The sequence below is a fragment of the Leptospira wolbachii serovar Codice str. CDC genome (genome assembly GCF_000332515.2).
GTDB lineage: Bacteria > Spirochaetota > Leptospiria > Leptospirales > Leptospiraceae > Leptospira_A > Leptospira_A wolbachii.
Window position 1 is genome coordinate 1 of the sequence record NZ_AOGZ02000019.1, and the last position, 11,511, is coordinate 11,511.

14 protein-coding genes and 1 pseudogene are annotated in these 11,511 nt (G+C 33.2%); all 15 read right to left on the reverse strand.

Annotation, left to right across the window (positions count from 1 at the left end; all coding sequences use genetic code 11):
• Nucleotides 1–69: 69 nt before the first annotated feature.
• The 15 genes and pseudogenes from LEP1GSC195_RS20235 to LEP1GSC195_RS18850 all read right to left on the reverse strand — a co-directional run bounded on the left by LEP1GSC195_RS20235 (nt 70) and on the right by LEP1GSC195_RS18850 (nt 11,257).
• On the reverse strand, nt 70–195 hold the full coding sequence (locus tag LEP1GSC195_RS20235) for a transposase (RefSeq protein WP_332248647.1): 126 nt from the start codon (nt 193–195) through the stop codon (nt 70–72).
• Between the two features lie 521 nt (nt 196–716).
• A complete protein-coding gene (locus LEP1GSC195_RS20325; RefSeq protein WP_408605951.1) occupies nt 717–785 on the reverse strand; it encodes a hypothetical protein in 69 nt (22 codons plus the stop codon).
• A 359-nt stretch (nt 786–1,144) separates the two neighbouring features.
• Nucleotides 1,145–1,372: a hypothetical protein gene (locus tag LEP1GSC195_RS20125; RefSeq protein ID WP_015683087.1), complete on the reverse strand. Its 228-nt coding sequence runs from the start codon at nt 1,370–1,372 to the stop codon at nt 1,145–1,147.
• Nucleotides 1,373–1,396: 24 nt separating this feature from the next.
• Nucleotides 1,397–1,459, reverse strand: a pseudogene (locus tag LEP1GSC195_RS20240) (hypothetical protein); the annotation flags it as partial.
• A 67-nt stretch (nt 1,460–1,526) separates the two neighbouring features.
• Nucleotides 1,527–2,243, reverse strand: a complete 717-nt coding sequence (locus tag LEP1GSC195_RS18800; protein WP_232227864.1) for a helix-turn-helix domain-containing protein — start codon at nt 2,241–2,243, stop codon at nt 1,527–1,529.
• Nucleotides 2,244–2,561: 318 nt separating this feature from the next.
• Nucleotides 2,562–4,094: a hypothetical protein gene (locus tag LEP1GSC195_RS18805; RefSeq protein ID WP_015683084.1), complete on the reverse strand. Its 1,533-nt coding sequence runs from the start codon at nt 4,092–4,094 to the stop codon at nt 2,562–2,564.
• Nucleotides 4,095–4,365: 271 nt separating this feature from the next.
• The gene (locus tag LEP1GSC195_RS18810) at nt 4,366–5,172 is read right to left on the reverse strand and encodes a hypothetical protein (RefSeq protein WP_156827697.1); all 807 of its coding nucleotides are present in this window, start codon (nt 5,170–5,172) and stop codon (nt 4,366–4,368) included.
• 420 nt (nt 5,173–5,592) lie between these two features.
• Nucleotides 5,593–5,994, reverse strand: coding sequence for a helix-turn-helix domain-containing protein (locus LEP1GSC195_RS18815; protein ID WP_015683090.1), 402 nt, complete (start codon nt 5,992–5,994; stop codon nt 5,593–5,595).
• Nucleotides 5,991–6,296 (reverse strand): type II toxin-antitoxin system HigB family toxin, encoded by a 306-nt coding sequence (locus tag LEP1GSC195_RS18820; RefSeq protein ID WP_332248646.1) that lies wholly within the window; start codon nt 6,294–6,296, stop codon nt 5,991–5,993. The genes LEP1GSC195_RS18815 and LEP1GSC195_RS18820 overlap by 4 nt, the downstream gene beginning before the upstream one ends.
• Nucleotides 6,297–6,541: 245 nt before the next feature.
• Nucleotides 6,542–6,940, reverse strand: coding sequence for a type II toxin-antitoxin system tRNA(fMet)-specific endonuclease VapC (gene vapC / locus LEP1GSC195_RS18825; RefSeq protein WP_015683088.1), 399 nt, complete (start codon nt 6,938–6,940; stop codon nt 6,542–6,544).
• Nucleotides 6,940–7,170, reverse strand: a complete 231-nt coding sequence (vapB, locus tag LEP1GSC195_RS18830; RefSeq protein WP_015683086.1) for a type II toxin-antitoxin system antitoxin VapB — start codon at nt 7,168–7,170, stop codon at nt 6,940–6,942. Before vapB ends, vapC begins: the two co-directional genes overlap by 1 nt.
• A 272-nt stretch (nt 7,171–7,442) precedes the next feature.
• Complete coding sequence (locus tag LEP1GSC195_RS18835; protein ID WP_002981142.1) at nt 7,443–7,703, reverse strand: toxin-antitoxin system HicB family antitoxin; 261 nt, start codon at nt 7,701–7,703, stop codon at nt 7,443–7,445.
• Complete coding sequence (locus LEP1GSC195_RS19655) at nt 7,696–8,133, reverse strand: putative toxin-antitoxin system toxin component, PIN family (protein ID WP_002981140.1); 438 nt, start codon at nt 8,131–8,133, stop codon at nt 7,696–7,698. The genes LEP1GSC195_RS18835 and LEP1GSC195_RS19655 overlap by 8 nt, the downstream gene beginning before the upstream one ends.
• Before the next feature lie 332 nt (nt 8,134–8,465).
• Nucleotides 8,466–9,278: a hypothetical protein gene (locus LEP1GSC195_RS18845; protein WP_015683089.1), complete on the reverse strand. Its 813-nt coding sequence runs from the start codon at nt 9,276–9,278 to the stop codon at nt 8,466–8,468.
• 344 nt (nt 9,279–9,622) lie between these two features.
• Entirely contained in the window at nt 9,623–11,257 is a 1,635-nt protein-coding gene (locus LEP1GSC195_RS18850; RefSeq protein WP_015683085.1) for a DUF262 domain-containing protein, read from the reverse strand.
• Nucleotides 11,258–11,511 lie beyond the last annotated feature (254 nt).

Below are 11,511 nucleotides of genomic sequence, written 5' to 3' on the forward strand. Positions count from 1 at the left end.
CGAGAATCGAATCATCATTGAATTTTGATTCTGTTTCTTCTTTACTAAGTACTTCGAAGAGTTGATTTACTATTTCATACTTAGATCTACTAGTCTACGCGTGTAGAAACCGGAATAACGAATAGATTTAATGTTTTGTGGAATGATGTGTTTGATGTATCTAATTACAAATTCATTGTTAGAAAAAGAAAAGATTTATCTTTATTATGAAGATTAATGGAACCATTATCAAGAAAATCGACCTGATTAAGATCGAGAGCATTTCCTTTGATAGTTTTGGAAAGGTAGTTAATGATAGGATAAGGTGATTCGTATTTCTTAGAAATAAATATATTTTCTTATGAATATTATCAATATTTTGCTGAAGTCAATTCCAAGTTCAGGATGTTTCTTGTAGAGAAGAATTAATTCTTTTTTTAGAATTTGGTTATAGAGTCTGGAATTGAAGTTATCAAGTTTGAAGAGAGTTTCATCAAGTAAGAGAATCTTGTCCTGTTTTTTGGATAGAGCAATAGAATTGAGAATGATGTGAATATGTGGATGAAAGTTGGTAAGCATCACCATGAGTGTGTAGAACAGAAATGAATGCCGTAGTAGGTGCTAGATCAAAAGAATACTTAATTAATTTGAGAATAGACTTAGAAGAAGCATCAAAAAGGATTTCTATAAATTCTTTATAATAGGAAAGAATATATGGATATAGAAAAGCAGGTAACTTAAAACAGATGATAATGTGGAGAATTAGTGACTTTATCTTTTGTATTGGAATTCCACTTCTCTTTTATTTCTGATTGGCAAGTAGGACAAGATCTATTGTTACAAGAATTCTCTCATGAATATAGAGAAGTGTCCGTTTGGACAAGAATAGACTCTTCCTTTCATTGCATTAGTTCTGCAAAGAGTAACAGCCGAAACAACCTTCTTAACATGATGAGGCAGGTTGGAAGCTTGAATCCTATCTATATGCTTATATAATACTTGTTCGGAATTCATTCATAAAATTAAGTTCTAGGTATGACTTCAAGACATGGGTAACGTTCATGCGTCAGGAGAAGGGTAGTACTTTTTAGTAACCTTCCTTGGTTTATGAACTTTATATGAATTGGAATCAGGATTAATCAAGAATAAATTTGATCGAGATTACCTAACTTATTATTTCGCGTACCAAATAGAAACGGAATCGAATCTTTTTTAATACCGACATTAAACCCGTTAAAGGATTTCCGATCATGATGAGATTTCCATTGTAATTGATGTAACCGCGATCGTTAACATGTCTTTGCTTGAATCCAAACGGATAGGCGATTAGAAGTTCAGCGTTCGGATCAAAAAGTTTTTCCGATTTAACATAGATTTGTTCTGGAGTTTTCATGTTAAGAGCTTCGTGTGGTCTTTCTCTATTGAATTCAATTCTCCATTTATCGAAGAGTTTTTGGAAGAGAGTGATGTTACCAACGATTTCATGTTGTAGTTCTCGAGTCTACGCGTCTCTATGCATTCTTTCATGAGCGCCATTTTGGTAAGGTTTACCTGGTTGAATGCGATCGAGCTTGATACCTAGAGAGAGCCAACCAAACAGAGAGTTTAGTGAGTCCCCAAAGAGACTGCATAGAAGCGAAAGGCGGTCCGTTGTCGGAGCGAATGATTTCTGGTAATCCATAGATCTTAAATAACCTAATAAATTCAGCTTTAACGGAAGGAATATCGCCTTTGGAAAGGGTCTTAATGGAGAGAATGTATTTAGAGAAATCATCTCTGACCGTGAGAGGATTTACTTTCTCCCTGTCTGGAGTATACCACCATCCTTTGAAGTCAACGGTCCAAATATGATTCGGATGGGTCGCTTTCTCCGGCATAGAGATTCGTTGTCCTGAATTAATTGGTCTTCTATTCTTTTTTTTCTCAAGTAGGCCTGCCTTCTTAAGAATGCGTTCAACGGTAGATCTGTTAGGAGGTCTTCTATCTGGGAATTTAGCTTTATAGAGTTCGAGTATTTTCTTAGCACCCCAGAACTTCTTGTTATTTTTGATCTTAATGATTTCTAGAATTGTTTCTTCTGCAATCTTAGCGGGAGAGTTCTTAGGAGTTCTCTTCTTATCCAGAAGACCATCTCTCCCTTCCTTCAAGAACCTTTCTTTCCACTTGTATCCACACTTAGTAGAGATGCCATACTGAGCACAAAGCTGAGTAAAATTGACGTCATTCTGGAAGCTATCCAGAACAAATTGAAATCTTAAATCCACGGTATTATTCTCCTTCCAAGGCATCCCAAAGCCCTCCTGTAAAGGTGATCTAAAGGGATTAGAAACCTGAAAGTGTTACCTATGTCTTGCTACAAAAGTGTTACCCATGTCCTGAGGCATACACTATGGCATTGCAGATAACGAACTAGACTTAACGACGTTTCCCGACCCTGAGTCCCGGAACGGGACGTTAGGGACTGGCACGTAGCTTGCGGATGCAGGCGAGTGACAGAAGGGGAATGTGTCGCAGACCGAGCGAGGGCTTGTCCCGAAGCGAAGCGTTAAGTCGCTGTTATATGCAGTAAGCGCTTATATAGCTTATTTATCTATTAATTGTATATTTAGTGAAATTTTATTAAAAAAATTACTATAATACTCTGATAGGAATTTAGGATGATTGTTACCATTAGGAAAAATACTAAATAAAAACTCTTTGAAATCTATTAAAGGAAATTCCAAAGATTTATAGGTTAATAAATCAAAGAAACTTTCCGATTCTTTTTGTTCAGAAAGTAAGATTTCTAATTCATTTACACTAATAATATGAAAATCAAAATCTATATCAGGTATAATTTCTTTAATTGAATTTTTTCCGATGTAATTTGAATAATAAAACCGATCATTGGTTACAATTACATATTGGAATTGGTTAATATGCTCAAATTTGCTTAGTTCTTTATATTTTTTGGATAGTATATCTGTTTTTGTCTTTTTAAGTTGTCTTACGCCTTTGGCTAATGTTTTTTCCAAGTCTTTTTTTATGTCTGAAATCTTACAATTGATTTTTGATTCTAGAAATATTGATGATTGTTTTACTTCGATAAGAATCATTTTGTTTTCTTTCGTTATTAGCCAATCTACTGTATCATTTTTTTCTTTTTTTGCTTTTAGGTAATTAATTTCTGAATGTACGGTCCAATTATGGAAATGAAATTTTAGAATTTCACCTATATATTCTTGAAATACATAGCCAAAATTTACTTTAAATTGATTCTTTCCATTTCCTAAATCAAATTTTTCTGCGAGTTGAAAATATAAATTATTAGTAATTTTATCATATAATAGGTGATGGTTTACTATTATGTATACTTCGGAATTTACTCCAGGTGGTTTTGTTTGGGTATTAATAATTGGATAGAAGACAAATGGGCTCATGAGCCCATCATATTTATCAAAATATGAATAAGTTTCGCTTGCCCATTTTAAATATTTTTGATGGTCTGAAATATTAATTTGCAAACTAGTTGCTTTGTTTAATCCATCAATAGTTTTTTTATCATATTCAAATAGATACCCATCTTTGTTTCCTACAGAAGCATAAGTGAAAAACAATGCAATTTCATATCTTAATCCGAGAATGCTTTCTATTTCTTTAAGAATATCAATTTTGTTTTCACATTCGACTCTTTCCCAAAGATTTGTGTATATGTAATGGCTTCTTGCAAATTGGCTCAGTAAATTTTCTTGGAAAATGAATTGTTTGTAACTGTAATTAATTAGTATCTCCTCATGATTTTGTGTTTTTTCCACTATCTTGGAATTAGAAAATTTATGGCACATTCTAAAGAATAATTTTAAATCATTCTCTGGGATTATTTTGTTTTCGCTAAGGTTTGCATATTTTATTGTATATTCCGCTGCCGTTAATAAAATATCATTCGTTAGCGGAATACTAGAAAAATTTAATATATTGTTATTGTTGAATATTTGTGCTGAAAAATTTGCGATTGTCCTTAATATTTCTAGGCGACTATATTTTTTTAATAAGCTACGTAAATCATCATGTGTACAATTAATATTTGGATCATAGGTATAAAACTCTTTTCCTAATATTCTTTTTTCAAATTTCATAAATTATTTTTGCGCTTATTGCATATAACGAACTAGACTTACCGAAGTTCCCTGACCCTGAGTCCCGAAGGGACGTTAGGGACTGGCACGTAGTTTGCGAATGCAAACGAGTGACAGAAAGGGAATTTGGCGAAGCCCGAGCGAGGGCTTGTCCCGAAGCGTAGCGGTAAGTCGCTGTTATACGACGTTTTAAATGTTACCAGAAATTTTAAGTTTTATTAATTTTGTAAATTTAATATTGATATAACAACATGAATAACATTTCAGCTTACTATTTTATTCTCATTCTCATAAAATAGTAAGTATAGAATGGAATAACAATAGGGCTAATAATTATATCTGCAATTAGACTAATTGGCAGAAGAGGGAGATACTCATAATTTGGTTTTTGTTCCTTATCCTTTGTGATGTCCAATTTTATATCGTATAAATTTGGAGTGTTTGCAAGTGCATAGAATTGCCTTTTGTTGGATTGAGTGATAGATAATATTCCAGTATCTTTGATCTGTATGAATTTGATAGGTATAATTTTGTTTTTATAAGTTTTAATTAATTTATTTGCTAAATTTTCAATTACTATTCTCCGGATCACTGACTTTTCTTCATGTGCATTGAAAACAAACATTTTATCCTTTTTTTCTACAAATAAATATTTATAGTCATTTGAAATGTAAGCGTTTTTAAAAGTGGAGTCTACTTTTGGATCATTTGAATAGCCATAAAATCCTTCCGAGGCACTCCAAACGACATAAGGATTTGTTAATAAAAATTTCTCTGGAGGAAATGAAGAAAAATCTAATATTATTTTGTCTTTTCTAAGTATAGCAGAATTTGAGATATTTAGGAATGTTAATGATCCTGGTTCAGAATTTTCATTGTTAAATGATTCGCATTTTTGGTTTAGCGATTTTTTGCTAAACCAAAGGAAATAGGACCCATTACTTATTTTTAAACAACCTGAATTTTCATTGGTTTTGACTTTTATTGTATCATTAGTATCAATAAGAATACTTTCAATTTCAGTAATCGGAACTTTGCCACTTTTGGGATATGGGTAAGCATTTTCATAAGTTTTCATAGTCCAAAAACAATTTTGGTGAAATATAATGATAAAAAAAATCCAGATTATGTTATTGGTAATTTGGGTCTTCATTTTTTCGATTAGCTAGCTTATAATTTTCTTTCAACTGATTTCTTTGATCTTATTAAATTCTACATAAATATAATAAGGTATTAAATCTCCTATATGATATTTTTTATTTCGGAGGAAGAAAAACGACTTATTTCCTTCTTCAAATTGGGTTGCTTAAAATGTCGTATAACGAACTAGACTAACCGACGTAGGCTGGCCCTGAGTCCCGAACGGGACGTTAGGGACTGGAACGACACTTGCGACTGCAAGGGGAGTGCCAGAAGCCTATGTGGCGCAGCCCAAGCGAGGGCGAAGTCCCGAAGCGAAGCGGTTAGTTGCTGTTAGCCGAAGTTGCAAATATATAGTTTAAATAAAAGCAGAAGGAGAGATTTTGAATTTATCTGCAAGGGCTTTGATTTGCCTTACGTTTAGTTCTCGTTTTCCATTCAATATTTCTGAAACAACACCTTGGCTACCCAGAATAGCTAGATCTTTTTGTGTTAAGTTCTTTTCTTGCATTAGATATTTTAAAATTTCGATTGGTTCAGCATTGGGCTGTATGTAATGATCGTTTTCATATTCTTCGATCAAATTTCCAACAGTTTCTAGAAGCGGAGCTAATTGATGTTTTTCATCATTTCCAACTTCATCAATAAGTTCATCTAAAACTTTCACTAATTTTTTATATTGTTTATCAGTATGAGGAACGGAGAGAATATCTTTTAGGTCATGCCAAACATTCTTAATTTTTTCAATTTCTAGAATCATATAATCTCCTTTTTCCATTTCCCCTTATCATAATCTGAATGAGTTAAAATGTATCTAATAAAAACTTTCTGAGTATTAAAGTGAATAGCTGCAATTAACCTGAAGTTGTTTCCACTAATGTTAAAAACGGTAAGATTTCCTACCAGATCGACAGAATTAAATAGTTTTCTTAAATCATTAAAATCGTTAAAGCTAGTATTTTTAAGGATTTTATACCAGCTCTTTAAGGAAGATTCAGAATTAGGATGTTTAATGATAAAATCATCTAATTTCTTCCAGCTGATTACGTGCACCATTGCCATTTGTATCTCAAAATGAGATATGTCAAATATTTTTTTGGTTATCCGTTAATTTAGTTTTTTGCAATTTCGGCTAACGAACTAGACTAACCGACGTAGGCTGGCCCTGAGTCCCCGAAGGGGACGTTAGGGATTGGCACGACGCTTGCGTAAGCAAGAGGAGTGACAAAAGCCTATGTGTCGTAGACCGAACGAGGGCGTAAGTCCCGAAGTGAAGCGGTTAGTTGCTGTTATACGACGTGGCGAGATTAAATGGTCCAATCCTCAATCTTCAAGTTTTTTATTCTTTCGAATTCTTTTGTATTATTTGTAACAAAAATAAGGTTTCTTGATATAGATTGAGCTGCTAATAATGCATCCATAGTCCCAATCATTTTACCTGACTTTCTCAAATAGCTTTTAATTTTCCCGAAAGCAAGAGTGTCTCTTTCTTCGAAGCTTAAAATTTCAAAAATAGTAAGAAATTCAATTAATGAAATTCTATTTTTCTCTTTATGTTCACTGTTCTCTACCCCAAATTCTAGTTCAGCTAAAGTAAGAGAAGATATAAAAACACCTTTATTATGATTTTTTTTTAATACTTCTAAGAGTTTATTGTTTTTCTTTTTTATTAGGTAAATGCATATATTTGTATCAATTAGATACATTAAAATTGTTCTCTTTCTGATTCTGGTAAATCAATCCTTCCTTCAGCTAGAAAGTCATCAGTAAAACCATTTAATCCATCAAGAAAAGCATTCCATGCTTTATTCTTAGGGACAAGTATAACAGCATCTCCAACTTTTTGTATGAAAACTTCCTCACCTTTGAATTGAAATTCTTTCGGGATTCTGACTGCCTGGCTTCTGCCATTTACAAAAATTTTCGCTGTTTGCATAGAAAAGAGTATGTATCTTGGTATATACCAAGTCAACTCTTTTTGTCTTTTTTTGATTCTTCATTTTACAGAATTAATTTTTCGCCATGTCGTATAACGAACAAGTGGAGACGACGTTCCTCGTAGCTGAGCCTCGCAGAGGCGTTAGCGTCGGCGCGTCTTCTTGCAAGGCAAGAAGCGTGACGGAGAGGAATGTGTCGCAGACCGAGCGAGGCCGGCAGTGCCGAAGCGAAGCGTTTCCACGCTGTTATACGCTGGTTGCTACTATAGAATTATAGTTTATCCCAACTTGGGATTTTATCTTTTTTCCCGACTTTTCCCATAACTTTCTTAAATCCGTCTTCAATTGATTCTTTCGTTTTTCCTTGAATTCGTTTTTTAAAAAAGTTAGCAGTATCAATATCGCTGATACCTCTTGTAAAAGCATATAAAGCAAATTGATTAAGAGAAACACCTTGAGTAGCTGCAGTTTTCTCAATTCTTTCTTTTAGATCTTCAGGAATTCGAATAGTTAGAACGTTTTTTTTATTCATAATTTAATCTCCATAATTTAGTAAAATCGGTAGGAGTAATAACTTTAAAAGAATCAAATTTAAGATCTTTATTTTGGTTAAAGTCTTTTATATTTGAAGTAATTAAAAATCGACTGTTACTAGCAAAAGCAAGTTCAACAAAAAGATTATCGTTTTCGTCCGCAAGATTAGGTCTTAGTAAATAGTTAATTGAAAAAGGCGTAGCCACAAAAACAAGGAAGTCCAAAACAAGATTAACTTCCTTCTTTGATAAACCTAAATCAGAGAGTGACTTATCTCTAAGTAAAACATCAGAGTATTCGACAAATACTGGGGTAGATAGGGCTAACTCAATTTTCCTCTTTTCAGCTAAAGTTAATATAAAATGCGAAGCACCTCTACTGTCCCTGAGAGCTTGATATAGAACATTTGTATCAATTGTTACTCGCATACAATGATGATATCAAATATGCTATCATAAATCTACTAAATTTTATTACACTTTTGGTTTAATTTCTTAATATTTTCTTATTTTGAGGAAAAGTTTGAATTTTAGCAACTTGCGTATAACGAACTAGACTTACCGAAGTTCCCCGACCCTGAGTCCCGACGGGACGTTAGGGACTGGCATGTAGCTTGCGCAAGCAAGGCGAATGCCAGAAGGGGAATTTGGCGTAGCCCGAGCGAGGGCTTGTCCCGAAGCGTAGCGGTAAGGCGCTGTTATACGACGTTTGAAAATGTTAGCCAAAGTTTTGATATATAAATAATCATAAGAAATTTAAATTAGTATGGAATTGTTAGTGTAAGTCCTTCAAGAAAGATTTGACCATTGGAACTTTTATCATATTTGGTATTAAGTAAAATAGCTTCAATAGTAACTGGCAATAAGGAATTTAATTCGAGTGAATTCAGGATTTCTGGATATTTATTTTTTTCAAAATAAATATAGTAGTCTTCGCTAAAAGTATCATATTTATTTTCAACAAAGAATAAACAAAAATGAGTATCTTTTGAATTTTTATACTCATAATTGTAATAAGAACAAAGCCTTGCGAAGCCGGAAATTTCAATTTTCTTATCAACATAGTTTTCAGTAGTTAGCTGAAGTTGTTTTTTATTTGGAGAATTTTTCTTAATTTTTTCCCAGTGAAAATAAGCAGGGTTATTTTTACTTAACTCTTGTGCATCAATTTCAGATTTTAAGTTTGTTAGTGTGTAGGTATCAGTCCACCCTTTTGATTTGCGAATTAACGTATTACCATCACGTTTTAAGTATACAGGAATTTTATCTAAATCATAACCAAAAATATCATTTTTTTCAATAACCTCAACGTCTAAACCTATTTTTCCTGATGTATATCGTTTTAACTTATATAATCCTTTATCGATTTTATCTATGAATAGAATTCTTCCTTCTTTGAGATCGTAAGTAGAATCTCCACCATCATCCAGTTTGACTGAATTTAGTTTCCATACTCCAGCTATATCATTTGCAGATAAATTATATGGAGAAATCATAGAAAATATCAGAATTAAACTTAATGAATAAAAATGATTTTTTTTGTTATAGTTATCTGTCTGGAGCTTTTTAAGCATAGAGTTACCCTTTTTCTTAATGTCTATTGATTTTTAAATGATTATAATTTTTCAAATGTCGTATAACGAACTAGACTTACCGAAGTTCCCCGACCCTGAGTCCCGGAACGGGACGTTAGGGACTGGCATGTAGCTTGCGAACGCAAGGCGAATGCCAGAAGGGGAATTTGCCGAAGGCCGAGCGAGGCCTTGTGCCGAAGCGTAGCGGTAAGTCGCTGTTATGCGCTGACGTGTATTTTATTGTTTTGTAGAAATCAAATCTTCCTCATCTAGAAAATTAAAGAATTTGTCTAGAATCGTTTTGGTTCTTTCTACTATTTGATCCTCTCCAAATTCAGAGTAATCTAGAAGGCTTGATATTTCTGCAATTTTGCTTGCTTGTTTATATTTACCGCGTCTTTGTTTTCCACTATAATATTTTTTTTGTCCTCAAAACGGTAATCAGATGCTTGAATATTTATACTTGATTCAAGTAAAATTTTGTTTCCTAAAGAATCTATATTGTTTTCTATTTTTAATCCTCCTTCCATTTCTTGGCGCTTTCTAGGATAGATATGTTCTAAGTGAAAAATTTCACTTAATTCAATTAGCTGTTGTCCTTGGAATGTATACGAATACCAAGTTAGGATGGATCTTGTGGCATTTCTTTGATTTGTAAAAATATAATTTTCAAAGGAAGTTCTCGCTTGACTATAATTAAATTTATACTTTGAAAACGTAGCTTCACTACCATTTATTATATTAACCATTTCATCATAAACTGGAGTTCGGAGAGCGTTTACACCTGGATTTGTAATGGCGTATGCAAAAATAAATGCTGTTATTCGATTTAAAAAATTTGCAAATTTTTCATTATCTAGCAATCCGTCTATGTCTCGATTTTTTAGAAAATAAACTGAAGTAATATGCTGCCACATACCATTTGGAGCATAATTAAGAATAAAAAGTTTTTTAAGAATTTCATTTGAGAATCTATCTTTATCTTGTGCCGATACACTTTTCCAAAATTGAGCCAGAGATTTTAAATCATCAAGTGTTTGGTCTTGTTTTAAATAAGTGTATTTATTTTTTTCATAGAATTTTCGCAGTGCTTCTGTTGTAGAACTTTTTACTCCTTCTTTTGCACGCAAAAAATACATATATCGAGCAAATAATTCATCCATCGGTGTACCAGTAATAGAATTGAAGACCGAACCAGTTATTTCCTCTAAATACTTCCACTCAGAAATGAAATAATCTTTCTTATTTAAAGAACCATAATATTTATAAAATTGCGCCTTGAATATATCTGCATCAGATAATGGTAATCCACGGTCATTAAGCGTAGAAAAAATTCTAAGTGCAGTGTCTTGAGACTCGGCTTCGATTGGCAGTAAGATACAATTGCTTAGTATTCGTGCTGGTAAATATGCGATATAGCCAGAAAATTCGTGAATAAATTCATCAATTTTACTTTGAAAGAATTTATAGTTATTTACGTATTGACTCTTGCTTTGTTGTTTCACAATGCCAGTGCGCAATAATTCTAAAAATTCCTCCTTATCATTATCAGTAGCTACTTCAGAATCAATTTTAAGAGTAGTTTTATCGGCAGTTCCGAAAGTATCCGTTTTCCAAATACACTTTTCAATGAGCTCTCTTGTTTGCTTAGAATTTTTGTCCTGCATATTGGCGAACTTATCATAAAAAGATCGAAGAATTAACATGATAGTTGTTAATCGTTGTTGTCCATCAATAACCTCAGATTTACCTTTTTCATTCTTAAAAGTGACTATAGATCCTAGAAAATATTCATCATTTTCATCGAATGATTCATAGTTGTTATTCGGAAAAGAGAAGAGGAATATGTCATCCCAAAGTGTTTGGCATTGCTCCTCATTCCAAGCATATGGTCTTTGATAGTCTGGTATTAGAAAATCTGCCTTTTTGTCGGAGAGAAGCTCGAAGATAGTTTTTTGATCTACATTTAGTTTTGACATTTATTTTTTTCCTTTAAATTTAATGGGTTTTAATATTAAGTTTACACGTTTGCGCATAACGAAATAGCGGAGACGACGTTTCCCGACCCTGAGTCCCGACGGGACGTTAGGGACTGGCCACGTAGCTTGCGTATGCAAGCGAGTGCCAGAAGGGAAATGTGCCGCAGGCCAAGCGAGGGCTCGTCCCGAAGCGAAGCGTTTCCGCGCTGTTATACGACGTTCTTGTAGTTTTTTATATTTTTCCATTAATTAAT

What these genes read in the sequence shown, in the direction of transcription:
- LEP1GSC195_RS20125 (WP_015683087.1), bottom strand. Translation starts at nt 1,372, where the DNA reads ATGAAAACTCCAGAACAAATCTATGTTAAATCGGAAAAACTTTTTGAT.
- LEP1GSC195_RS18805 (WP_015683084.1), bottom strand. Translation starts at nt 4,094, where the DNA reads ATGAAATTTGAAAAAAGAATATTAGGAAAAGAGTTTTATACCTATGAT.
- LEP1GSC195_RS18810 (WP_156827697.1), bottom strand. Translation starts at nt 5,172, where the DNA reads ATGAAAACTTATGAAAATGCTTACCCATATCCCAAAAGTGGCAAAGTT.
- LEP1GSC195_RS18815 (WP_015683090.1), bottom strand. Translation starts at nt 5,994, where the DNA reads ATGATTCTAGAAATTGAAAAAATTAAGAATGTTTGGCATGACCTAAAA.
- LEP1GSC195_RS18820 (WP_332248646.1), bottom strand. Translation starts at nt 6,296, where the DNA reads ATGGCAATGGTGCACGTAATCAGCTGGAAGAAATTAGATGATTTTATC.
- vapC (WP_015683088.1), bottom strand. Translation starts at nt 6,940, where the DNA reads ATGTATCTAATTGATACAAATATATGCATTTACCTAATAAAAAAGAAA.
- vapB (WP_015683086.1), bottom strand. Translation starts at nt 7,170, where the DNA reads ATGCAAACAGCGAAAATTTTTGTAAATGGCAGAAGCCAGGCAGTCAGA.
- LEP1GSC195_RS18835 (WP_002981142.1), bottom strand. Translation starts at nt 7,703, where the DNA reads ATGAATAAAAAAAACGTTCTAACTATTCGAATTCCTGAAGATCTAAAA.
- LEP1GSC195_RS19655 (WP_002981140.1), bottom strand. Translation starts at nt 8,133, where the DNA reads ATGCGAGTAACAATTGATACAAATGTTCTATATCAAGCTCTCAGGGAC.
- LEP1GSC195_RS18845 (WP_015683089.1), bottom strand. Translation starts at nt 9,278, where the DNA reads ATGCTTAAAAAGCTCCAGACAGATAACTATAACAAAAAAAATCATTTT.
- LEP1GSC195_RS18850 (WP_015683085.1), bottom strand. Translation starts at nt 11,257, where the DNA reads ATGTCAAAACTAAATGTAGATCAAAAAACTATCTTCGAGCTTCTCTCC.